This window comes from Methylobacterium sp. WL119, assembly GCF_008039875.1.
GTDB lineage: Bacteria > Pseudomonadota > Alphaproteobacteria > Rhizobiales > Beijerinckiaceae > Methylobacterium.
The window spans coordinates 1-21,081 of the sequence record NZ_VRUU01000082.1; the positions used below are offsets into that span (position 1 = coordinate 1).

General features: G+C 71.3%; 24 protein-coding genes. 12 read left to right on the forward strand and 12 right to left on the reverse strand.

Annotated features, from left to right (window positions below):
* The 6 genes from FV227_RS21880 to FV227_RS21905 form a co-directional block, all read left to right on the forward strand.
* Nucleotides 1-1,140, forward strand: a 1,140-nt coding sequence (locus FV227_RS21880) for an ATP-dependent helicase C-terminal domain-containing protein (RefSeq protein ID WP_281407536.1), incomplete at its 5' end; no start/stop codon positions are given.
* Between the two features lie 99 nt (nucleotides 1,141-1,239).
* The gene (locus FV227_RS21885) at nucleotides 1,240-1,707 is read left to right on the forward strand and encodes a PaaI family thioesterase (protein ID WP_147728899.1); all 468 of its coding nucleotides are present in this window, start codon (nucleotides 1,240-1,242) and stop codon (nucleotides 1,705-1,707) included.
* Between the two features lie 7 nt (nucleotides 1,708-1,714).
* Entirely contained in the window at nucleotides 1,715-2,293 is a 579-nt protein-coding gene (locus tag FV227_RS21890; RefSeq protein WP_147728898.1) for a DUF1285 domain-containing protein, read from the forward strand.
* Nucleotides 2,290-2,970 (forward strand): CoA pyrophosphatase, encoded by a 681-nt coding sequence (locus FV227_RS21895; protein WP_246686396.1) that lies wholly within the window; start codon nucleotides 2,290-2,292, stop codon nucleotides 2,968-2,970. Before FV227_RS21890 ends, FV227_RS21895 begins: the two co-directional genes overlap by 4 nt.
* A gap of 38 nt (nucleotides 2,971-3,008) precedes the next feature.
* Complete coding sequence (locus FV227_RS21900; RefSeq protein WP_147728897.1) at nucleotides 3,009-3,266, forward strand: DUF6111 family protein; 258 nt, start codon at nucleotides 3,009-3,011, stop codon at nucleotides 3,264-3,266.
* A complete protein-coding gene (locus FV227_RS21905) occupies nucleotides 3,266-4,513 on the forward strand; it encodes a CCA tRNA nucleotidyltransferase (RefSeq protein ID WP_147859901.1) in 1,248 nt (415 codons plus the stop codon). The genes FV227_RS21900 and FV227_RS21905 overlap by 1 nt, the downstream gene beginning before the upstream one ends.
* A gap of 49 nt (nucleotides 4,514-4,562) precedes the next feature.
* Here FV227_RS21905 and FV227_RS21910 read toward each other — a convergent pair whose 3' ends face one another.
* The 8 genes from FV227_RS21910 to FV227_RS21945 form a co-directional block, all read right to left on the reverse strand.
* Nucleotides 4,563-4,964: a F0F1 ATP synthase subunit epsilon gene (locus tag FV227_RS21910; RefSeq protein WP_147728188.1), complete on the reverse strand. Its 402-nt coding sequence runs from the start codon at nucleotides 4,962-4,964 to the stop codon at nucleotides 4,563-4,565.
* Nucleotides 4,965-5,034: 70 nt separating this feature from the next.
* Complete coding sequence (locus FV227_RS21915) at nucleotides 5,035-5,283, reverse strand: hypothetical protein (protein ID WP_147728189.1); 249 nt, start codon at nucleotides 5,281-5,283, stop codon at nucleotides 5,035-5,037.
* A gap of 4 nt (nucleotides 5,284-5,287) precedes the next feature.
* On the reverse strand, nucleotides 5,288-6,745 hold the full coding sequence (gene atpD, locus FV227_RS21920) for a F0F1 ATP synthase subunit beta (RefSeq protein ID WP_147728190.1): 1,458 nt from the start codon (nucleotides 6,743-6,745) through the stop codon (nucleotides 5,288-5,290).
* Nucleotides 6,746-6,793: 48 nt separating this feature from the next.
* Nucleotides 6,794-7,681, reverse strand: a complete 888-nt coding sequence (locus FV227_RS21925) for a F0F1 ATP synthase subunit gamma (protein ID WP_147728191.1) — start codon at nucleotides 7,679-7,681, stop codon at nucleotides 6,794-6,796.
* 71 nt (nucleotides 7,682-7,752) lie between these two features.
* The gene (gene atpA / locus FV227_RS21930; RefSeq protein ID WP_147728192.1) at nucleotides 7,753-9,288 is read right to left on the reverse strand and encodes a F0F1 ATP synthase subunit alpha; all 1,536 of its coding nucleotides are present in this window, start codon (nucleotides 9,286-9,288) and stop codon (nucleotides 7,753-7,755) included.
* Between the two features lie 74 nt (nucleotides 9,289-9,362).
* Complete coding sequence (locus FV227_RS21935) at nucleotides 9,363-9,932, reverse strand: F0F1 ATP synthase subunit delta (RefSeq protein ID WP_147728193.1); 570 nt, start codon at nucleotides 9,930-9,932, stop codon at nucleotides 9,363-9,365.
* Between the two features lie 233 nt (nucleotides 9,933-10,165).
* Nucleotides 10,166-10,855, reverse strand: coding sequence for a DsbA family protein (locus tag FV227_RS21940; protein ID WP_147859902.1), 690 nt, complete (start codon nucleotides 10,853-10,855; stop codon nucleotides 10,166-10,168).
* Nucleotides 10,856-10,967: 112 nt separating this feature from the next.
* Nucleotides 10,968-11,594 carry a 2-hydroxychromene-2-carboxylate isomerase gene (locus FV227_RS21945; RefSeq protein ID WP_147729303.1) on the reverse strand — a complete coding sequence of 209 codons (627 nt, stop codon included), beginning with the start codon at nucleotides 11,592-11,594 and terminating at the stop codon, nucleotides 10,968-10,970.
* Between the two features lie 293 nt (nucleotides 11,595-11,887).
* Here FV227_RS21945 and FV227_RS21950 point away from each other — a divergent pair, with 293 nt between their 5' ends.
* Nucleotides 11,888-13,126, forward strand: a complete 1,239-nt coding sequence (locus tag FV227_RS21950) for an argininosuccinate synthase (RefSeq protein ID WP_147729302.1) — start codon at nucleotides 11,888-11,890, stop codon at nucleotides 13,124-13,126.
* A gap of 53 nt (nucleotides 13,127-13,179) precedes the next feature.
* Here FV227_RS21950 and FV227_RS21955 read toward each other — a convergent pair whose 3' ends face one another.
* Complete coding sequence (locus FV227_RS21955; RefSeq protein ID WP_147729301.1) at nucleotides 13,180-13,722, reverse strand: hypothetical protein; 543 nt, start codon at nucleotides 13,720-13,722, stop codon at nucleotides 13,180-13,182.
* 73 nt (nucleotides 13,723-13,795) lie between these two features.
* Nucleotides 13,796-14,503, reverse strand: a complete 708-nt coding sequence (mtgA, locus tag FV227_RS21960) for a monofunctional biosynthetic peptidoglycan transglycosylase (protein WP_243932209.1) — start codon at nucleotides 14,501-14,503, stop codon at nucleotides 13,796-13,798.
* Nucleotides 14,504-14,602: 99 nt separating this feature from the next.
* Here mtgA and FV227_RS21965 point away from each other — a divergent pair, with 99 nt between their 5' ends.
* Genes FV227_RS21965 through leuB form a run of 3 tightly spaced genes read left to right on the forward strand, consistent with a single transcriptional unit; the run spans nucleotide 14,603 to nucleotide 17,970 of the window.
* Nucleotides 14,603-15,565: a polyprenyl synthetase family protein gene (locus FV227_RS21965; protein WP_147728945.1), complete on the forward strand. Its 963-nt coding sequence runs from the start codon at nucleotides 14,603-14,605 to the stop codon at nucleotides 15,563-15,565.
* A gap of 18 nt (nucleotides 15,566-15,583) precedes the next feature.
* The gene (locus FV227_RS21970; protein WP_147859904.1) at nucleotides 15,584-16,864 is read left to right on the forward strand and encodes an acyltransferase family protein; all 1,281 of its coding nucleotides are present in this window, start codon (nucleotides 15,584-15,586) and stop codon (nucleotides 16,862-16,864) included.
* Nucleotides 16,861-17,970, forward strand: a complete 1,110-nt coding sequence (leuB, locus tag FV227_RS21975; protein WP_147859905.1) for a 3-isopropylmalate dehydrogenase — start codon at nucleotides 16,861-16,863, stop codon at nucleotides 17,968-17,970. The genes FV227_RS21970 and leuB overlap by 4 nt, the downstream gene beginning before the upstream one ends.
* A gap of 75 nt (nucleotides 17,971-18,045) precedes the next feature.
* Here leuB and FV227_RS21980 read toward each other — a convergent pair whose 3' ends face one another.
* Nucleotides 18,046-18,450: a hypothetical protein gene (locus tag FV227_RS21980; protein WP_147729876.1), complete on the reverse strand. Its 405-nt coding sequence runs from the start codon at nucleotides 18,448-18,450 to the stop codon at nucleotides 18,046-18,048.
* A gap of 185 nt (nucleotides 18,451-18,635) precedes the next feature.
* Entirely contained in the window at nucleotides 18,636-19,475 is an 840-nt protein-coding gene (locus FV227_RS21985; protein WP_147859906.1) for a hypothetical protein, read from the reverse strand.
* Nucleotides 19,476-19,773: 298 nt separating this feature from the next.
* Between FV227_RS21985 and FV227_RS21990 the strand changes: the two genes are divergently transcribed.
* Both FV227_RS21990 and FV227_RS21995 read left to right on the forward strand, forming a co-directional pair.
* Nucleotides 19,774-20,808 carry an aspartate-semialdehyde dehydrogenase gene (locus FV227_RS21990; RefSeq protein WP_147729787.1) on the forward strand — a complete coding sequence of 345 codons (1,035 nt, stop codon included), beginning with the start codon at nucleotides 19,774-19,776 and terminating at the stop codon, nucleotides 20,806-20,808.
* A gap of 93 nt (nucleotides 20,809-20,901) precedes the next feature.
* On the forward strand, nucleotides 20,902-21,081 hold a 180-nt coding region (locus tag FV227_RS21995), incomplete at its 3' end, for a hypothetical protein (RefSeq protein ID WP_147729788.1).

The window sequence follows — 21,081 nt, forward strand, 5'->3', positions numbered from 1 at the left end:
GCCGCCGACCTCGCCGCCGTCCTGGTCGAGCGCGGCCTCGGCGGCGACGCGGTCGACCTCGCCGACCGGGTCGAGCGCTTCCGCCGCGACCGCGGCCAGCGCGCCGCCGACATGCGCCGGATGGCGCAGGGCTGGGCACGGTCGGCCGCCGCATCCGGCGAGCGCGAGGCTCCCGAGCCGAGCGCCGGATCGTTGCTGGCGCTGGCCTATCCCGACCGGGTCGCGAAGGCGCGCGGGCGCGAGGGCGAGTTCGTGATGGCCAACGGCCGGGCCGGGCGCCTCGACTCCGCCTCCCCGCTCGCCCGCGAGCCGTTCCTCGTCGTCGCCGACATCGTCGGCGCCGCCGGCAACGCCCGCATCCTCGCCGCCGCCGCGATCGACCTCGACGCGATCGAGGCCGGCTTCGCCGACCGGATCGAGGGCGTCACGCAGGTGACCTTCGACGCGGCGGCACGGGCGCTGCGGGCCCGCAGCCTGCGCCGTCTCGGCGCCGTCACGCTCGGCGAGCGCACGCGCCCGGTTCCGCCGGATCTCGACTCGGCCAAGGTCCTCGCCCGCGGCATCGCCGGGCTCGGCCTCGAGCGCCTGCCCTGGACCCCGGCGCTGACGCAGTGGCGCGCCCGCATCGCGTTCCTGCGCGCGGCGGAAGGTGGCGACTGGCCCGATCTGGCGGACGGCGCCCTCGCCGGGACGGTCGAGGACTGGCTCGCACCCGCCCTCGTCGGCCGCCTCGGCCTCGACGCCGTCACCGCCAGCGACCTCGGCGAGGCGCTGCAGGGGCTGCTGCCCTGGCCCCTCCGGGCTCGCCTCGACGCCGAGGCGCCGACCCATGTCGAGGTGCCGACCGGCTCGCGGATCCCGATCGACTACGAGGCCGAGGGCGGCCCCGTCCTCGCCGTGCGGGTGCAGGAGCTGTTCGGGCTGGCGACGCATCCGACCATCGGCCGGGTGCCGCTCGTGCTCCACCTGCTCTCGCCCGGCCACCGTCCGGTGCAGATCACCCGCGACCTCCCGGGCTTCTGGCGCGGCTCCTGGAGCGCCGTGCGCACCGAGATGCGCGGCCGCTATCCGCGCCACCCCTGGCCGGAGAACCCGCTGGAGGCGCCGCCGACCCGCCGCGCCAAGCCGCGCGGCACGTGAGCGCGAACGGCAGGTAACAGGTGACAGGCGGCGGGCGCGATGCGACCGTGACACGAAGCCGGGCGCGACCGCCCCCCGCGAGATCGAGACTCCGCCCGCATGCCGACCGAAGAACCGAAGAATCCCGAAGCCGGGCAGCCCGAGGGCGACGGCTGGACGCCGATCCACGACACCGGCTTCATCGCCCATGTCGGCCCGGTCTACGTCCGCGACGGCGCCTACGCGTTCCGGGCCGCCGACAAGCACGCCAACCTGATCGGCGTCGTCCACGGCGGGATGCTGATGAGCTTCGCCGACCGGGCGCTGGGCGAGACCGCGATGCGGGCGGCCGACGGGGCGAACTGCGTGACGATCCAGATGGAGATGCAGTTCGTCGACACCGCGCGGCTGGGCGACTGGATCACCGTGGCGCCGGAGGTGATCAAGCGCACCGGCTCGCTCGTCTTCCTGCGCTGCGAGCTTCGGCACGCGGCGCGCGTCGTCGGCGTCGCCTCCGGCGTCTGGAAGATCCTGCGCCGGCGCCCGGAGGCGCCCCCCGTTCCCGGACCGACCGGCGACGCTATCTGAGAGCGCCATGACCACCTCCGACGATCCGACCCTGAGCCGCCTCGGCGCGGCCCTGGCCGACCTGCCCAGGCGCGGCCTGCCGCCGGTCGAGACCTGGAACCCGCCCGATTGCGGCGCGATCGACATGCGCATCGCCGCCGACGGCACGTGGTTCCACGCCGGCACGCCGATCCGCCGCCCGAAGATGGTCAAGCTCTTCGCCTCGATCCTGCGGCGCGAGCCCGACGGCACCACCGTCCTGGTCACGCCGGTGGAGAAGGTCTCGATCGTGGTGGAGGATGCGGCCTTCGTCGCCGTCGAGATGGCGGTCGACGGCGCGGGCGAGGCGCGCCGCATCAGCTTCCGCACCAACGTCGACGACCTCGTGCCCGTCGACGCCGAGCACGAGCTCCGCTTCGCGCAAGGCGAGGCCGGCGCGCTCAAGCCCTATCTCCACGTCCGCCGCGGCCTCTGGGCGCTGGTGACGCGGGCGCTCACCTACGACCTCGTCGCCCTGGCCGAGGAACGCGACCTCGACGGCGCCCCCTGGCTCGGGATCGCCGCCGGCGGCCGCTTCCACCGCATCGCCCCGGCCGATGCGGCGTGAGCATCGTGGGCAGCCCGACCCGCGACGCGGACCTCGCCGACTTCCTGGCGCGCGCCGAAGCGCGTCTCGCGCGCGACCCGCTCGGGCCGGACGACCCGACCTCGAACCCGCGCGGCGACCACAGCCTGGAGCCCGACGGCAGCGCCGTGATCCCGCCGCCGCCCCATCGCCGGGCGGCCGTGCTGGTGCCGGTCGTCGCGCGCGACGCCGGCCTCGCGATCGTGCTGACGCAGCGCGCCGCCCACCTGCGCGACCATTCCGGCCAGGTCGCGCTGCCCGGCGGCAAGATCGACCCGACCGATGCGAGCCCGCACGCGGCGGCCTTGCGCGAGGCCGAGGAGGAGATCGGCCTGTCGCCGGAGCGCGTGCGGATGCTGGGCTACCTCGATCCCTACCTGTCCGGCACCGGGTTCCTGGTGGCGCCGGTGATCGGTCTGATCGACCCGGAGGCGCGCCTCGCGCCGAACCCGGCCGAGGTCGACGCGATCTTCGAGGTGCCCCTGGCGGTGCTCGCCGACCGCGCGCGCTACGAGCTGCGGATACGGGTGTGGCAGGGGCGCGAGCGGCGATTCTACGCCCTCCCCTACGGCGAGCGGCTGATCTGGGGTGTGACAGCGGGCATCCTGCACAACCTCGCCGAACGGCTCGATTTCGGGCGGCCGAAGGCCCAATCTTAAGCCGCGCGGGGATCGCCCGCGCCCAACGATCGGGTGCCATGCTGCGTCGCTTCGTGGAGGAGTTCGGGCTCTTCCTGCTGCCCTTCGGGCTGTTCTTCGTCTACCTGCTGCTCGTCGGCCGCAACCCGCTGCAGCGGGCGCACTGGGACGCCCAGGCCTTCCGCCTCGTCCTGGCCGGCTTGGCCGTGGTGATCGCCTCGATGGTCGCCTCGGGCCTGTTCTCCGAGCGCCATGCCGCCGGCTTCGTGCCGACCCACATGGAGAACGGCCGCCTGGTGCCGGGCGAGTTCCGCTGATGCGCAGCCTCGACCCCGAGGGCCCGGCACGGCTGCTCGCCAGGCCGGAGGTGCGGGCGGCGCTCGGCGCCCTGGACCAGGCCAGCGAGGAGACCCGCCTCGTCGGCGGCTGCGTCCGCGACGCGCTCCTCGGGATCGACGCCGCCGACATCGACCTGGCGACGACGCTGCTGCCCGACGCCGTGATCGCCCGCGCGCAGGCGGCGGGCCTCAAGGCGGTTCCGACCGGGATCGAGCACGGCACCGTCACGCTGGTCGTCGCCGGCCGACCGGTCGAGGTCACGACCCTGCGCGAGGACGTCGAGACCGACGGGCGGCACGCGGTCGTCCGCTTCGGCCGCGACTTCGTGCGCGACGCCGAGCGGCGGGACTTCACGGTCAACGCGCTCTCGCTCGGGGCCGACGGCACGCTGCACGACACCACCAGCGGCCGCGCCGACCTCGCGGCCGCCCGCGTCCGCTTCATCGGGGACCCCGCGACCCGGATCCGCGAGGACGCCCTGCGCATCCTCCGTTTCTTCCGCTTCCATGCCCGCTTCGGCGAGGGCCGACCGGACGCGGACGCGCTCGCCGCCTGCATTGCCGCGCGGGCGGCCCTCGACGGCCTGTCGCGGGAGCGCGTGCGATCGGAATTCCTGAAGCTTCTGGCCGCGGCGCGTGCGCTCGAGGCGGTCGATGTCCTCGCCGAGACCGGCCTCCTGGCCCGCATCACCGGGGGCGTCGCCGAGAGGGGGCGTCTGTCGCGCGCGATCGCGGCCGGCGCTCCGACGATCCACCGGCTCGCCGCCCTTTCCGTGACGACGCGGGCCGATGCCGAGCGCCTCGCCGAGAGCCTGCGCCTGTCCAAGGCCGAGCACGTCGCCCTCGAGGCTTATGCCCGCGCCCTCGCCGCGCTGAAGACCCGGGCCGTGATCGACATTCCGGCGCTGCGGGCGCTCGCGGCCGAGCACGGAACGGCGGCCCTGGGGGCGGCGCTGGCCGTCGTCGCCGGCGAGCCGCGGCCGGTGATCGGGGCCGACGCCGCGGCCGCTTGGCGGAACATGAAGGACGGCCCGGCCCCGGTCCTGCCGGTGACCGGCGCGATCCTCGTCGCCCGCGGCATCCCGGCCGGGCCGCGGATCGGGCTCGCCCTGGCGGCGGCGCGCCGGCGCTGGCTCGACCAGGGCTGTCCCGTTGGCCCAGAAGCGGCCGAGGCGCTGATCGCGCACGTCCTCGACATGGAAAAGCCCGCCGAACCGCACCGGTGACGGCGGTTCGAGCGGGCTTCGGTAGCCTCGGCCGAGAGCGGCGAACGGCTCAGAGCTTGAGGAGGTTCTTGGTCTCCTGGAGCTGGACGATCTGGCCGTTCAGCTCCTCGCGCTTCTGCAGGTCCTCGGTGGCGTCGCGCTGCAGCTCGGCCGCCTCGATGTCGCGGTCGAGGGATTCCGGGGTCAGCTCCTCGATCGGCGCCGCGCGCTCGGCCAGCACCGTCACCCCGGTCGGGCCGATGTCGGCGAAGCCGCCGCGGACGTAGATGCGCTTGCCGCTGTTGGCGCGCTCGGTGACCACGATCACACCGACGCGGAGTGAGGTCAGCACCGGAGCGTGGCCGGCGAGGACGGTCATCTCGCCCTCGGTGCCGGGAAGCTGCACCGACTCGACCTCGCCGGAATACAGCGACCGCTCGGGGCCGACGAAATCGAAGTGGAAGGTGGCCATGCGCTCGGAATCCCGACGTTTGTCATTCCCGGCACGCGGCCTGCTGAAGGCTGCGTGCCGACCTGAGAGGTTAGGCCCTGCGCCGGTCCGTGGCGAAGCCGAGGCCGAAGCCGACCAGAGCGCCGATGCTGGCGAACAGGCCGATATGCTGCATCTGACCGGTGGTCAGCTCGCCGCCCCGGGTGCCGGCCGGGCGGTCGCCCTGCACCTCGACCGAGAGCGGCCCGATCTTGAGCTCGGCCGCCTCGGGCCGCGTGACGTAGCCGACGAGGCCGCCGGCCAGGAGGCCGACGACCAGAAGGATGATCTTGCCGTTCAAGACCTCAGGCGGCCTTCAGCTTCTTGGCCTTGGCCTGGGCGTCCTCGATGGTGCCGACCATGTAGAAGGCCGCCTCCGGCAGGTCGTCGTACTTGCCCTCGACGAGGCCCTTGAAGCCCTTGATGGTGTCTTCCAGCGGCACCTGGATGCCCGGCGAGCCGGTGAAGATCTCGGCCACCGAGAACGGCTGCGAGAAGAAGCGCTCGATCTTGCGGGCGCGGGCCACGGTCAGCTTGTCCTCTTCCGACAACTCGTCCATCCCGAGGATGGCGATGATGTCCTGGAGCGACTTGTAGCGCTGCAGCGTCTGCTGGACCTTGCGGGCCACCTCGTAGTGCTCCTCGCCGAGGATCGCCGGCGAGAGCATGCGCGAGGTCGAGTCGAGCGGGTCCACCGCCGGGTAGATGCCCTTCTCGGCGATCGAGCGCGACAGCGTCGTGGTCGCGTCCAAGTGGGCGAAGGAGGCGGCAGGCGCCGGATCGGTCAGATCGTCGGCCGGCACGTAGATCGCCTGCACCGAGGTGATCGAGCCCTTGTTAGTGGTGGTGATGCGCTCCTGCAGGGCGCCCATGTCGGTGGCCAGCGTCGGCTGGTAGCCCACCGCGGACGGGATGCGGCCGAGCAGCGCCGACACTTCCGAGCCGGCCTGGGTGAAGCGGAAGATGTTGTCCACGAAGAACAGCACGTCCTGGCCCTGGTCGCGGAAGTCCTCGGCGATGGTGAGGCCGGTGAGCGCGACGCGCGAGCGGGCGCCGGGCGACTCGTTCATCTGGCCGTAGACCAGCGCGCACTTGGAGCCCTCGGCCGAGCCGTTATGCTCCTTCGGGTCCATGTTGACCTTGGACTCGATCATCTCGTGGTAGAGATCGTTGCCCTCGCGGGTGCGCTCGCCGACGCCGGCGAAGACCGAGTAGCCCGAGTGCACCTTGGCGATGTTGTTGATCAGCTCCATGATCAGCACGGTCTTGCCGACGCCGGCGCCGCCGAACAGGCCGATCTTGCCGCCCTTGGCGTAGGGGGCGAGCAGGTCGACCACCTTGATGCCGGTGACGAGGATCTGCGACTCGGTCGACTGGTCGGTGTAGTCCGGCGCCGGCTGGTGGATGGCGCGCAGGCTGTCGGACTGGATCGGGCCGGCCTCGTCGATCGGCTCGCCGATGACGTTCATGATGCGGCCGAGCGTGTTGTGGCCGACCGGCACCATGATCGGCGAACCCGTGTCGGTGCATTCCTGCCCGCGGGTCAGGCCCTCGGAAGTGTCCATCGCGATGCAGCGCACGGTGCTCTCGCCGAGCTGGGCGGCGACTTCGAGAACGAGGCGGGCGCCGTTGTTCTTGGTCTCGAGCGCGTTCAGGATCTCCGGCAGGTGGCCGTCGAACTGGACGTCGACGACGGGGCCGATGACCTGGGTGATCTTGCCGACCTTGTTGGAGCCGGCGCCGGGGAGAGCGGTGTTTGCCATGATTGCGTGCCCTTGAAAGGTATGCGGTCGGTGCGCCGGGAAGGGCGCTTAGAGGGCTTCGGCGCCCGAGATGATCTCGATGAGTTCCTTGGTGATCATCGCCTGACGCGTGCGGTTGTAGATCAGCGTCTGCTTCTTGATCATCTCGCCCGCGTTGCGGGTCGCGGAATCCATGGCGCTCATGCGGGCGCCCTGCTCGGAGGCCGCGTTCTCCAGGAGCGCCCGGTAGACCTGAACCGTGAGGTTCTTCGGCAGCAGCGTCTCGAGGATCGCTTCCTCGGACGGCTCGAACTCCAGGGCCGAGTCGGCCGGCGCGCCGGTGGTGCTGGCGACGCCCTCGGGCAGCTCCGCCGGGATCAGCCGCTGCGCCGTCGGGATCTGCGAGATCACCGAACGGAACTCGGAGAAGAACAGCGTCGCGACGTCGAACTCGCCGGCCTCGTACCGGGTCAGGATCTTGTCGGCGATCTCGGCGGCGAAGGGGTAGTCCACCGGGCGGTTGCCGCGGATGTCCTGGCTCTCGACGATCTGCTCGCGGAACTGGCGGCGCAGCTGGTCGAGGCCCTTCTTGCCGACCGTCATCATCTTGACGGTCTTGCCCTCGGCCGTGAGCTTGTCGGCATGGGCCCGCGCCAGGCGCGCGATCGACGAGTTGAAGGCGCCGCACAGGCCGCGGTCGCCGGTGCAGACGATCAGCAGGTGCGTCTGGTCCTTGCCGGTGCCGGCCAGCAGCTTCGGGGCGCCGACGCCGCCGACGAGGTTCCCGGCGAGGTTGCCGAGCACGGCCGCCATCTTCTCGGCGTAGGGCCGCCCGCTCTCGGCGGCCGTCTGGGCGCGCCGCAGCTTCGCGGCGGCGACCATCTGCATCGCCTTGGTGATCTTCTGCGTCGCCTTCACCGAAGTGATGCGGTTGCGCAGATCCTTCAAACTCGCCATCGGGTGGTCCGGTCTCTCAGGGCCTGTTCACGACCGGGCGCCCGTCGCCGGGCGCCCGATGCGGTGGGTTCTCAGTTCGCGAGCGACTTGGCCACGCCCTCGACCACGCTCTTCAGCTTGGCGGCGCTGTCGTCCGACAGGTCCTTCGAGTCGCGGATGGTGGAGAGCAGGTCGGCGTGCTTGGAGCGCAGCGCGGAGAGCAGCGCGTCCTCGAACGGGCGGACCTTCGCCACCGGCATCTTGTCGAGGTAGCCGTTGACGCCGGCGTAGATCACCGCGACCTGCTCTTCCATCTTCAGCGGCGAGAATTGCGGCTGCTTCAGGAGCTCGGTGAGGCGCGAGCCGCGGTTGAGCAGCTGCTGGGTCGAGGCGTCGAGATCCGAGCCGAACTGGGCGAAGGCCGCCATCTCGCGGTACTGCGCCAGCTCGCCCTTGATCTTGCCGGCGACCTTCTTCATCGCCTTGGTCTGGGCCGAGGAGCCGACGCGCGAGACCGAGAGGCCGACGTTCACCGCCGGGCGGATGCCCTGGTAGAACAGGTCGGTCTCCAGGAAGATCTGGCCGTCGGTGATCGAGATCACGTTGGTCGGGATGTAGGCCGAGACGTCGTTGGCCTGGGTCTCGATGACCGGAAGGGCGGTCAGCGAGCCGTTGCCGGCGGCATCGCCCATCTTGGCGGCGCGCTCGAGCAGGCGCGAGTGCAGGTAGAACACGTCGCCGGGATAGGCCTCGCGGCCCGGCGGGCGGCGCAGCAGCAGCGACATCTGGCGGTAGGCCACGGCCTGCTTGGAGAGATCGTCGTACGAGATCACGGCGTGCATGCCGTTGTCACGGAAGTACTCGCCCATGGCGCAGCCGGCGAACGGCGCGATGAACTGCATCGGCGCGGCGTCCGAGGCGGTGGCGGCGATGACGATCGAGTACTCCATCGCGCCCTGGTCCTCGAGGACCTTCACGAACTGGGCCACCGTCGAGCGCTTCTGGCCGATCGCGACGTAGATGCAGTAGAGCTTCGAGGTCTCGTCGCCGCCCGCGGCGTGGCCGGGCTTCTGGTTCAGGATCGTGTCGAGCACGATCGCGGTCTTGCCGGTCTGGCGATCACCGATGATCAGCTCGCGCTGGCCGCGGCCGACCGGGATCAGGGCGTCGACGGCCTTGAGGCCGGTCGCCATCGGCTCGTGCACCGACTTGCGCGGGATGATGCCCGGCGCCTTCACGTCGACGCGGCGACGCTCGGTGGACTGGATCGGGCCCTTGCCGTCGATCGGGTTGCCGAGGCCGTCCACGACGCGGCCGAGCAGGGCCTTGCCGACCGGCACGTCCACGATCGCGCCGGTGCGCTTGACGGTCTGGCCTTCTTTGATGTCGCGATCCGAGCCGAAGATCACGATGCCGACGTTGTCCTGCTCGAGGTTGAGCGCCATGCCGCGCACGCCCGACTCGAACTCGACCATCTCGCCGGCCTGGACGTTGTCGAGGCCGTAGGCGCGGGCGATGCCGTCGCCGACGGACAGGACCTGGCCGACCTCGGAGACTTCGGCTTCCTCGCCGAAGTTCTTGATCTGGTCTTTCAGGATCGCGGAGATCTCGGCGGCGCGGATGTCCATCGTCGGGCCCTTCAGTTCGTTCGAATCAGGTGTTTACGTGTGATGGCGGGAGCCGGAGCGTCCTGTCGGACGGCCTAGCGCGCTTCCCGCATCGCGAGACGGATGCCGTTGAGCTTGGTCCGGAGCGAGGCGTCGACCATGCGCGAGCCCATCTTGACGATGAGGCCGCCGATCAGGCTCGGGTCGACGTGCAGGTCGAGGTCGATCTCGGACTTGGCGACGTCGCGCAAGCTCGCCTTGATCTCTTCCAGCACCGCGTCGGAGGGACGCTCCGCCACCCGGACCTCGGCGCGGACGATGCCCTTCGACTCGCGCACCAGGCTGCGGAACGCGGAGATCATGCCGGGCAGCGCGAACAGGCGGCGGTTGGCGGCCGAGAGGCGGATGAAGTTGGCGGCCAGGCCGGTGATGCCGGCCTTCTCGAGGATCGCGCCGATCGCGGCGGCCTGCTCCTCGCCGGAGAAGACCGGGCTGCGCACGAGGCGGCGGAGATCGGCGCTCTCCTTAAGCAGGGCGTCGAAGCGCTCCAGACCCTCGGCCGTCGCATCGACCTGACGCTCGTCACGGGCGAGATCGAACAGGGCGGAGGCGTATCGACCCGACACGCCGCCGACCAGGGAACCCTCGGAACCGTTCTGCGCCACCCGTCGCTCTCTCTTGTTCCTTGGCCCTTCGGTTCCGACCGGGCCGCGCCGTACTGAGGGCGCCGGGCCGGAGACCGTCGGGAAATGGGATTGTGCCGGGCGGTCGGGGACCATGAAGATCCCTCGGCCGGCGCGGCGACCGCCTAGCATGGCAACCGGAGCCGCGCAAGGCGATCGGCCGGCCGCGGCGCCCCGGCCGAGCTTGCGCGAAAGCCGCGATCCGCAGGCGTCGATCAGCAGGCGAGGCGATCGCACCGGCGCGTGGCGGCGATCATCTTCGCCATCGCGCGCGCGCCCGGATGGCCGAGGATGCCGGCATTGCCGAGCACGTAGGACGGGGTCGCGTAGAGGCCGAGATCGGCCGCGATCCGCATCTGGCTCCTGAGCGCTTCGCGGACCTCGTCGCTGTCGGCGATCGTTTCCAGATCCGGGCCGGCGATGCCGAGCGCGGTGCCGGCGGCGAGCGCGCCGGGGCCGTCGATCTTGCCGGGCTTGCCGAGCAGCTGGCCGTAGAAGGCCCAGGCGGCCTCGGAGCCGAGCTTGCGCTGGACGGCCAGCGCGACCTTGGCGGCCTGCGCCGATTGCGGCGATAGGATCGGGTTCTGTACCAGGCCGATCCGAAGCGCCGGGTCGGCGGCGTGCAGTGCGATCACGTCGGCGGCGGCCTTGCGGCAGTAGGGGCAGTTGAAGTCGAAGAACTCGTACAGCGTCGTCTCGGCCTCGCGCGGGCCGACATAGGTGACGCCGCGCAGGGACGCGATCTGCCCGGTGATCTCGCCGGGCAGCACCGAGTTGGCGACCGCCCTGCCCTCGTCGCTCGTCACCGCGACCCGCTGCCCGTAGGATTGGGCGCGGGCGGCCCCGGCGAGGGCGACGCCGGCGGCGGCCGAGGTCGCGAGGAGGTGGCGGCGGGTGATGGGCATGGCGGCGTCCGGGCGGCGGTGTCGAGCCCGCGCATCAGCCCGGCGATTCAGGCGATGTCGGGGCCTTCGGCCGGATTGTTTCGCCGCGGGATCCGTTCGGCGCGAATTCTCGTCAGCGCATGTCGCCCGGCCGCTCGCCGGCGGCCCAGGCCAGCGCCTGCTCGAGCCGGTCGTTGCCCCAGAAGAGCTCGCCGTCGTCGGTCAGGAAGGTCGGGGCGCCGAAGATGCCGCGCGAGCGTGCCTCCTCGCCGACGACGCGGAGCTTGGTCTTGTTGGCCTCGCTCGCCGCCGCCTTGAGCTGCTGCGTCCCGTCGAGGCCGAGGCCGTTGAGGATCTCGACCACTGCCGCGGGCTCCGCGATCGAGCGGCCGTGCGCGAAGCAGGATTCGAACACCGCCTTCGAGAACGGCACCAGCCAGTCCTGGTCCTGCCCGAGGATCGCGGCGCGGGTCGCGCTGAGGCTGTTCTGCGGGAACGGATCGGGACGCCTCACCGGCGGCAGGCCGCAGCGCGCGGCTTCGCGCTCCAGGTCGCGCCACATGTTCCGGCCCTTGGCCGGGTAGAGGTTGAAGGGGGAGCTGGTCCAGCCCTGCGAGGCGAAGATCGGCCCGACCAGGAACGGGCGCCAGCGCACGGCGACGCCGGCCGCCGCGGCCAGTCCCTCGATCCGGGCGGCGGCGAGGTAGGAATAGGTCGAAGCGAACTCGTACCAGAACTCGAGGGTCGGCTGGCGCGCCATGGTGATCGCTTCTCCGGGTCTGGATGTCGGCACGCAAATCTCGCACCCGTCGGTGTCGGGAGCGAGGCGGCATCGGGCGCGTGGACGAGGGTCCGCGACGCCCCGCACGCCTGATCGAACGTCCGTCCCGGCATGCCGGTTGCAGGCTTCGGGACGGCGCGATAAGCCGCCGCAACCCCCGGCCCGCCGCCCTTGGCCCCTCGCCTTCGGTCCGTCGCCCGAGGCCCTCGCCCCAAGTCCATCGCCCCAAGTCCCTCGCCCCTGCCCATCGCCGCGAACACCCGAAGGTCCGCATGTCCGAGCCCGACAAGAAGCCCGTGAACAAGGTGGTGCTGGCCTATTCCGGCGGCCTCGACACCTCGATCATCCTGAAATGGCTGCAGACGACCTACGGCTGCGAGGTGATCACCTTCACCGCCGATCTCGGGCAGGGCGAGGAGCTGGAGCCGGCCCGCCGCAAGGCGGAGCTGCTCGGGATCAAGCCGGAGAACATCTTCATCGAGGACCTGCGCGAGGAATTCGTGCGGGACTACGTGTTCCCGATGTTCCGCGCCAACGCGGTCTACGAGGGCGTCTACCTGCTCGGCACCTCGATCGCCCGGCCGCTGATCGCCAAGAAGCAGATCGAGATCGCCGAGCGCCTCGGCGCCGACGCGGTCTGCCACGGCGCCACCGGCAAGGGCAACGACCAGGTTCGGTTCGAGCTCGGCTACTACGCCCTGAAGCCCGACGTGACGGTCATCGCCCCCTGGCGCGAATGGGACCTGAAGAGCCGCGAGCAGCTGATCGCCTTCGCGGAAGCGCATCAGATCCCGATCGCCAAGGACAAGCGCGGCGAGAGCCCGTTCTCGGTGGACGCCAACCTCCTGCACGCCTCCTCCGAGGGCAAGGTGCTGGAGGACCCGGCCGACGAGGTGCCGGACTACGTCTTCTCGCGCACGCTCTCGCCCGAGGAGGCGCCCGACACGCCGACGATCATCACCGTCGGCTTCGAGAAGGGCGACGCGGTCTCCATCGACGGCGAGGCGCTGTCCCCGGCCTCGCTCCTGGCCAGGCTCAACCAGCTCGGCCACGACAACGGCATCGGCCGGCTCGACCTCGTCGAGAACCGCTTCGTCGGCATGAAGAGCCGCGGCATGTACGAGACGCCCGGCGGCACCATCCTGCTGCCGGCCCACCGCGCGATCGAGTCGATCACGCTGGACCGGGGCGCGGCGCACCTGAAGGACCAGATCATGCCGCAATACGCGGAGCTGATCTACAACGGCTTCTGGTTCTCGCCCGAGCGCGAGATGCTGCAGGCGCTGATCGACAAGAGCCAGGAGAAGGTCACCGGCGAGGTCCGGCTGAAGCTCTACAAGGGCGGCGTCCACGTCATCGGCCGGACGAGCCCGCACTCGCTCTACGACCAGGACCTCGTCACCTTCGAGGAAGGCGCCGTCGCCTACGACCACCGCGACGCGGCGGGCTTCATCAAGCTCAACGCGCTGCGGCTGCGGACCCTGGCGCAGCGCAAGAAGCGGGACGCTTGAGGGCCTGCACCCTCCCCCGCGAAGGGGGAGGGAAGCCGCCGGGCGACCGCGGCCTAGGCGTAGTCGCCCGGCGCGATGTCGGCGTAGCGCAGGAAGATCTGCAGCGCCGGCTGGATCTCGTGGTGCAGGGCGGAATCCGGCACCGGCGTCGCGCCGTAGGGCGCCTCCGCGTCGACGCAGGGCACGTCCAGCGCATCGCTCCAGCGCACGGCGAGGTGCGGGATCAGCGCGAGGTGCTCGGCGGTGACGTCGAAGGTGATGTGCTCCGGCGTGGCGCCGTCCGCGTCGCGGAACACGTCGCCGGCCCGGCCCGGATCGAGCTTGGCCAGGGGGTTGTGGTACTGGTAGCGCCCGGGCTTGAGCACCGCGTGGCGGACGAAGGCGGCGAACGCCGCGCCGACCGCCCGGTGCTCCGCGTCCGCCCCCTCGTCGTCGCCGGTGACGTTGGCGATGTCGTCGTCCCGCGCGGTCGAGCCGTAGGGCGCGTCCGGGTGGATCATCGGCGCGCCCGCCCCGTCGGCGTTCCAGCCGACGACGAGGCGGCGGATCAGGGCGATCCGCTCCAGGGTGATCTCTGTGGTGCCGGTCTCGGCCATGGCGCTCGTTCTCGTTCGGATCACGCTCCCTAACCGCATCGGGCCGGCCTGCGAACCGGGGATCTGAAAAAACTCACCCCCTCAGGCAGCCCATCAGGCCCTCGACCTGCCCCATCCGGCCCTGGATGCGCTCGGCCTGCGCCCGCACCCCGCGCGAGGGCCGCCCGGCGCTGCGCCGGATCGGGTTCGGCAGGGTCGCGGCGAGCAGGGCCGCCTCGCCGCGGGTGAGGTCGCGGGCGTTCTTGCCGAACCAGTGCCGGGCGGCGGCCTGCGCGCCGTAGACGCCGTCGCCCCACTCGGCGACGTTGAGGTAGATCTCCATCATCCGCCGCTTGCCCCAGAGCGCGTCGAGGAGAAACGCGAGCGGGATCTCCAGCGCCTTGCGGAGGTAGGACCGGCCGGGCCAGAGGAAGACGTTCTTCACCGTCTGCATCGCGATCGTCGAGGCGCCGCGGCTCGGGCCGTCCTCGTCGTCGACCACGTCGCGCAGGGCCCCGACGTCGACCCCGTTGTCGAGGCAGAAGCGCTGGTCCTCGGAGGCGACCACCGCCTGGACCAGCGCCGGCGCGATCGCCGACAGCGGCACCGCCTCGCGAGCCACCGGCTGCAGCGTCAACCATCGCCCGAGCATCAGGGTTGAGGGCGGCGTCACCGCGCTATAGAGCAGCGCCAGCGCGAGCATGAGGACGATCCCGACCGCCGGGACGAGCAGGATGCGCCCGACGAGCTTCCGGACCCGCCGCGACGGTGGCGGCAGCTGCGGGCGCCCCAGCGACCTCAGGTCCCGCGCCTCGGTACTCTGCGCGTCGCGACCCGGCGCCGCTTTGCTATCGTCCACCCGCACCGTGTCGCGTCCCACTCCCGCCAAGGCCCGTTCCCGATGACCTCAACGCAGGCTCACCCCGCTCCGGTCAAGTCGCAAGCCGCCGGCGACGGGTTTTCCCACAAGCTCGCCCGCGTGGCCGACACGGTGGAGACCTTCCTGGTCGAGCGCCTCGGCCCCGAGGTCGGCCCCGGCGAGATCGCGCGCCCGCCCCGCCTGATGGAGGCGATGCGCCATGCGGTGCTCGGCGGCGGCAAGCGCCTGCGCCCGTTCCTCGCGGTCGAGACCGCGCGCATGCTCGGCGGCTCCGAGGCCGGCGCGCTCGCGGCCGGCGCCGGCGTCGAGCTGGTGCACTGCTACTCGCTCGTCCACGACGACATGCCGGCGATGGACGACGACGACATGCGCCGCGGCAAGCCGACCGTGCACAAGGCCTACGACGAGGCCACCGCGATCCTCGTCGGCGACGCGCTGCAGACCCTGGCCTTCGAGATCGTGGCCGACCCGACCTGGCAGCCCGACCCGTCGATCCGTGCCGACCTCGTGCTCGGCCTCGCCCGCGCCTCGGGCTTGGGCGGCATGGTCGGCGGCCAGCTGCTCGACCTGACGGCGGAAGGCCGCTTCGGCCCGGTCTCCCTCGACGTGGACGACACGCTGCGGATGCAGGCGATGAAGACCGGCGCCATCCTCGCCTTCTCGGTCGAGGCCGGCGCGATGGTCGGCGGCGCCACCCGGGACGAGCGCGCCGCGCTGCTGCGCTACGGCCTCGCGCTGGGCCAGGCCTTCCAGATCGCCGACGACATCCTCGACCGCGAGGCCTCGCCGGAGGCGATGGGCAAGGCCACCGGCAAGGACAAGGACGCCGGCAAGGCGACCCTCGTCGACCGCCTCGGCCTCGACGGCGCCCGGGCCGAGTGCGACCGGCTGGTCGGCGTCTGCGAGGAGGCGGTGGCCCGCTGGGGCGACCGGGCGCGGACCTTGTGCGAGGCGGCCCGCTTCACGGTGGCGCGGAAGGTGTGATCGCCCCGGCCGGACGCGATGTCCACCATCGCGGCCGGGGACGGGACCGACCGTGAGCGCCGCGTCGACCTCGACTGGCTCAGGATCATCGCCTTCGCGATCCTGATCTTCTACCATGTTGGGCTGCTCTACCTGCCGTGGCCCTATCACGCGAAGAGTTCGCATCGCGTCCCCGCGATCGAGCCGCTGATGCGGCTCGTCAACCCGTGGCGGCTCCTGCTGCTCTTTCTGATCTCCGGATGCGCAACGCGTTTCCTGGCTCGGCGGATGCCGCCGGGAGCGCTTCTCGCCGGCCGCTCCGTCCGGCTGCTGGTCCCGCTGGTGTTCGGGATGCTGGTGATCGTGCCGCCGCAATCCTACGTGCAGGCAGTCGAGCAGTTCGCCTACCGCGCTGGCTTCCTGCACTTCTATGTCGCCGAATACCTCGGCGGGACGCGGCGCCTCTGCCGGGCGACATGCCTCGCGCTGCCGACCTGGAACCACCTCTGGTTCGTCCTGTATCTCTACGCCTACACCCTGGTGCTGATCGCGCTGACGATCCTGCTTCGCCCCGTCCGGGCGAGCGTCGGCGCCTTCGTGGACAGGGCCGCGGCGAACGGCGCCTTCGTCGTCGCGCCCGTTCTCCTGCTGATTCTCGCCCGAGCCGCCCTCCTCCCCTCGTTCCCTCCCAACGACGCCTTCGTCGGCGATTGGTACGCCCACAGCATCTACCTGGCGGCCTTCCTGCTCGGGTTTCTCATGGCCGGCTGCGACGTTGCCTGGAAGAGCCTCGACCGGTGCCGGTGGCCGGCATCGATCCTCGCGGCGGCGGTCTCGGCCGTCGCGTGGCCGGGCCATCCGGCCGATCCCTCGTTCGGCTGGACCGCGCTTCTGCACCGCCACGAGACGATCGCCATGCCCGTCTATCAATGGAGCGTGATCATCGCGATGCTCGCGTTCGGACGGCGCCTGCTGCCGCGGACGGATGGTCCCTGGCGACGCTATCTCACCGCGGCGGTGTTTCCGTTCTATCTCGTGCACCAGACCGCGATCGTGCTCGCGGCCTACGCTCTGCGCGACGCCGGATGGTCGGCCGCGGCGGGCGCGGCGGCCATCGTATCGATCACGGTGGTGTCCTGCCTCGCCACCTTCGAGATTGTGCGCCGCAGCCGATGGTTGCGGCCGTTGTTCGGCTTGCGCCGAGTTCGGACGGCGTCGCCCGCCGATGCCGGCGGGCATTTCAAACCCCTTGCCAACGGATCGAAGCCCTCGATACATCCGCCCGATCGATCGGCCCCGGGCAAAAGCGACGCGCCATGACCACCTACAAGCTCCTGCTCCTGCCCGGCGACGGGATCGGCCCCGAGGTGATGGCCGGCGTCGAGACGGTGCTGACGGCGCTGGCCGAGACCGGGCTCGCCACCTTCGAGGCCGAGACCGACCTCGTCGGCGGCTCGGCCATCGACGCCCACGGCAAGCCGCTCTCGGATGCGACGCTGGCCAAGGCCGACGCGGCGGACGCGATCCTGCTCGGGGCCGTCGGCGGGCCGAAGTGGAACGGCGTGGCCTACGAGATCCGCCCCGAGGCCGGCCTGCTGCGGCTGCGCAAGGACCTCGGCCTGTTCGCGAACCTGCGCCCGGCGATCTGCTACCCGGCGCTGGCCGACGCCTCGGCGCTCAAGCGCGAGCTGGTCGAGGGCCTCGACATCATGATCGTGCGCGAGCTCACCGGCGGCGTCTATTTCGGCGAGCCGAAGGAGATCACCACCCTGCCCGACGGCTCGAAGCGGGCCGTGGACACGCAGGTCTACACCACCGCCGAGATCGAGCGGATCGCGCACATCGCCTTCGATCTCGCGGGCAAGCGCTCCGGCCGGGTCGCCTCCGCCGAGAAGCACAACGTGATGAAGTCCGGCGTGCTGTGGAAGGAGGTCGTCACCGAGGTGCACGCCCGCCACTACGCGGGGATCGCGCTGGAGCACGTGCTCGCCGACAACTGCGCGATGCAGCTGGTGCGGCGCCCGAAGCAGTTCGACGTGCTGGTGACGGACAACCTGTTCGGCGACGTGCTCTCCGACGTCGCCGCCATGCTCACCGGCTCGCTCGGGATGCTGCCCTCGGCCTCCCTCGGCGCGGTCGACGCGCGCGGAACCCGGAAGGCGCTCTACGAGCCGGTGCACGGCTCGGCGCCCGACATCGCCGGCCAGGACAAGGCCAACCCGATCGCGATGATCGGCTCGCTCGCCATGTGCCTGCGCTACTCGTTCGGCCTCGGCGAGGCGGCCGACCTCGTCGACCGCGCGATCACCGCGGCGCTGGCCGGCGGCGCGCGCACGGCCGACATCGCGGGCGACGGCGCCCCGGTGCTCGGCACCCGCGCGATGGCCGAGCTGATCGCGTCCGAGTTGCGCGTCCGCGCGGCCTGAGCGGCGGGACGCCACGCATGAAAAAGGGCGCGCAGCTCGTGCTGCGCGCCCCGATCGACCAGGTCCCGTGTCGGCTTAGTACGGGTTGCCGTAGCGCGCGACGTAGGAGGTCGGATCGATCGCGTCGATCGCCGAGAAGTCGACGTTGCGGATCGCGCTCGAGCGGGCGCCGATGAACGGGCCGTTGGTGATCGGGTCGGGCAGGATGCCGCCGCCGTAGCCGTCGTTGCGGCCGTAGACGGGGTTGAGCTGGTTCGACTGCGCGATCAGGACCGGGTTGGTGGCCGGGTTGCTCACCGAGCCGTTGCCCGGCTCGACGACGTTGCCGGCATCGAGCCAGCTGCGCGGGCGGATGCGGATCGGCAGCGGACGGCTGACGCGGTAGCCCGGGGCGTAACCGTCCTGGGCCTGGACCGGCGCGGTGAAGCCGAGGCCGGTGACGGCGAGGGCGCCCAGCAGGGCGATCTTGATCGAGCGCATGACGCACCTTGTTTGAATGCGGGGTCGGGTATGGCGCCGAGAGATTAAGAATCCGGTGCCTGTTGCGGGGTAGACGCCCGAGCGCGGCCGCGGTTCCGGAAAAACGGCTCAGCTTGCGTGTTTTGCCGCATTGTCGCCCCAATCGCGCAAAGGGGCTAACCGCCCCGATCACGCGAAGGGCTCGCTCAAGGATGCTGCGGTTTCCGCGCGGGCGGCGTGCGGCGCGGCACGATCGAGCCGGTGCGGCCTTCCGGCTCCCCGGACGACAGAGCCCGGATCGGGTCGCAGGCGGCGTCGCGGCGGCCCTCCGCGTCGGCGAAGACCGCGCTCGTGGCCGGGTCGGCGCGCGCGTCGAGGGTGAGCGCGTCGAGGGTGCAGGCGAGCGTGCGCGGCTCGGGCGGCTGCCCGAGGGGCGCACAGAGCCAGCCGTCGATCCGCGCCGGCTGGGCCTCCAGGGTGACGAAGCCGGTGCAGATCCGGCGCCCCGCGCCCGACAGCGTCGCCTCCAGCGTCTCGACCGCACCGAATTTCGTGGCGATCCGCCCGCGCTGGCCGGTCCGGATCACCGAGAGGTTCGGGCCCTCCGCCGCCCGCCGGGCCAGGGTCACGAACAGGCCGGGCTGCGGCTCGGGGGCGTCCCGCGTCAGGGTGAGGCGCAGATGCGTCTCCTCGATCGCCGCGAAGTCGCCGCGGCCCAGCGTCTGCTCCTGTGGGCCGTGCCGCGGTTCGATCCGGGCGGCCTCGCCCGCCAGGTCGAGGCGCAGGCGCCCGGCCGTCTCGGCCGGGACGGCGGGCCGTGGCGCGAGCGTCATGGCCGGCACGAAGGCGATCCCGAGATCGGTGGTCGTGACGGAGGCCGGCGCCGGCTCGGGCGGACGCGTCCGGGCCGTCTCGCGGGACAGCACGCTCAGCGCGCCGATCGTCAGCACGGCGCCGACCGCGCGGCCGGCGAAGGCAACGAGCCGCCACCGCCGCGGCGCGGCCGCCGCGGGCGCGAGGCCGGGGAACGTCTCGTCTGTGGCCATCGGATGCGGTCGCGCCTCGGGAAAGCACCTGCATCCTCCGCCCGGATCCCCTCCCCGGTGGTTTCGATCCGCCGCCCGAGGCCGGCTTTCTCGGCACGCGGTGAATCGAACCTTGCCGCGGGGATGCATGACGAAGCGCGGGAGGCATGATGCCGCCTCCCTTGACAGGCGAGCGACCCCGGCGCCTTGCTCCCGCCTTCCGCAGGTCCCACCTTGCGACGTCGCGGGGCCGGCGGGTCATGGCCCGACGCGGGCGGCGGATGCCGGGATCGCGCGCGGCAAGCGGAGTCTGATCGAGATGGGTTACAAGGTCGCCATCGTCGGCGCCACGGGGAACGTGGGCCGCGAGATGCTGGACATCCTCGCCGAGCGGGCCTTCCCCGCCGACGAGGTCGTGGCTCTGGCTTCGCGCCGCAGCCAGGGCCAGGAAGTCTCCTTCGGCGACAAGATCCTCAAGGTCAAAGCCCTCGACACCTACGACTTCTCCGACACCGACATCTGCCTGATGTCGGCCGGCGGCGAGACCTCGAAGGAGTGGTCGCCCCGCATCGGCGCGCAGGGCTGCGTGGTGATCGATAACTCGTCGGCGTTCCGCTACGAGTCGGACGTGCCGCTGATCGTGCCCGAGGTGAACGCCGACGCGGTGGTCGGCTTCTCCAAGCGCAACATCATCGCCAACCCGAACTGCTCGACGGCGCAGCTCGTGGTCGCCCTGAAGCCGCTGCACGAGGCGGCGACGATCAAGCGCGTGGTGATCTCGACCTACCAGTCGGTCTCCGGCGCCGGCAAGGACGCGATGGACGAGCTGTTCAATCAGACCCGCGCCGTGTTCACGGCCGGCGAGGTGAAGCAGGAGAAGTTCACCAAGCGCATCGCCTTCAACGTCATCCCGCACATCGACGTGTTCATGGAGGACGGCTACACCAAGGAAGAGTGGAAGCTGGTCGCCGAGACCAAGAAGATGCTCGACCCCAAGATCAAGCTCACGGCCACCGCCGTGCGCGTGCCGGTGTTCATCGGCCACGCGGAGGCCGTCAACGTCGAGTTCGAGCGACCGATCTCCGCCGAGGAGGCGACCGCGATCCTGCGCTCGGCGCCCGGCATCCTGGTGATCGATAAGCGCGAGAACGGCGGCTACATGACCCCGCACGAGGCGGCGGGCGAGGACGCCACCTACATCTCCCGCATCCGCGAGGACGCGACGGTGGAGAACGGCCTGAACTTCTGGTGCGTCTCGGACAATCTGCGCAAGGGCGCCGCCCTGAACACGGTCCAGATCGCCGAGCTCCTGATCAACCGCAAGCTGATCGGGCGGGACAGGAAGGCGGCCTGAACGTCGTCCGACGATCGGGATCCATGATTGATCAAGGCGCCGTCCCGCTGGTCGGGCGGCGCCTTTTCATTTTGCAGATCAGGCTGCCGAGCGATGAATCTCGATCTTGGACCGCACCTGCTCCTCGTCGCTCTCGCATCGACCAGCCCGGCGATCGCGAACGACGATCTGATGAAGCATCTGGCGAACCCGGCCGAGCAGGTGCTGCAGACGGTCGACTACGCCAACACGCGCTATTCGAAGCTCGACCAGATCAACGCGGGCAACGTCAAG

Bases quoted from the DNA above. Each gene is read 5' to 3' on its own strand.
- FV227_RS21885 (WP_147728899.1), top strand. From the start codon at position 1,240: ATGCCGACCGAAGAACCGAAGAATCCCGAAGCCGGGCAGCCCGAGGGC.
- FV227_RS21890 (WP_147728898.1), top strand. From the start codon at position 1,715: ATGACCACCTCCGACGATCCGACCCTGAGCCGCCTCGGCGCGGCCCTG.
- FV227_RS21900 (WP_147728897.1), top strand. From the start codon at position 3,009: ATGCTGCGTCGCTTCGTGGAGGAGTTCGGGCTCTTCCTGCTGCCCTTC.
- FV227_RS21905 (WP_147859901.1), top strand. From the start codon at position 3,266: ATGCGCAGCCTCGACCCCGAGGGCCCGGCACGGCTGCTCGCCAGGCCG.
- FV227_RS21910 (WP_147728188.1), bottom strand. From the start codon at position 4,964: ATGGCCACCTTCCACTTCGATTTCGTCGGCCCCGAGCGGTCGCTGTAT.
- atpD (WP_147728190.1), bottom strand. From the start codon at position 6,745: ATGGCAAACACCGCTCTCCCCGGCGCCGGCTCCAACAAGGTCGGCAAG.
- FV227_RS21925 (WP_147728191.1), bottom strand. From the start codon at position 7,681: ATGGCGAGTTTGAAGGATCTGCGCAACCGCATCACTTCGGTGAAGGCG.
- atpA (WP_147728192.1), bottom strand. From the start codon at position 9,288: ATGGACATCCGCGCCGCCGAGATCTCCGCGATCCTGAAAGACCAGATC.
- FV227_RS21940 (WP_147859902.1), bottom strand. From the start codon at position 10,855: ATGCCCATCACCCGCCGCCACCTCCTCGCGACCTCGGCCGCCGCCGGC.
- FV227_RS21945 (WP_147729303.1), bottom strand. From the start codon at position 11,594: ATGGCGCGCCAGCCGACCCTCGAGTTCTGGTACGAGTTCGCTTCGACC.
- FV227_RS21950 (WP_147729302.1), top strand. From the start codon at position 11,888: ATGTCCGAGCCCGACAAGAAGCCCGTGAACAAGGTGGTGCTGGCCTAT.
- FV227_RS21955 (WP_147729301.1), bottom strand. From the start codon at position 13,722: ATGGCCGAGACCGGCACCACAGAGATCACCCTGGAGCGGATCGCCCTG.
- FV227_RS21965 (WP_147728945.1), top strand. From the start codon at position 14,603: ATGACCTCAACGCAGGCTCACCCCGCTCCGGTCAAGTCGCAAGCCGCC.
- FV227_RS21970 (WP_147859904.1), top strand. From the start codon at position 15,584: ATGTCCACCATCGCGGCCGGGGACGGGACCGACCGTGAGCGCCGCGTC.
- leuB (WP_147859905.1), top strand. From the start codon at position 16,861: ATGACCACCTACAAGCTCCTGCTCCTGCCCGGCGACGGGATCGGCCCC.
- FV227_RS21980 (WP_147729876.1), bottom strand. From the start codon at position 18,450: ATGCGCTCGATCAAGATCGCCCTGCTGGGCGCCCTCGCCGTCACCGGC.
- FV227_RS21985 (WP_147859906.1), bottom strand. From the start codon at position 19,475: ATGGCCACAGACGAGACGTTCCCCGGCCTCGCGCCCGCGGCGGCCGCG.
- FV227_RS21990 (WP_147729787.1), top strand. From the start codon at position 19,774: ATGGGTTACAAGGTCGCCATCGTCGGCGCCACGGGGAACGTGGGCCGC.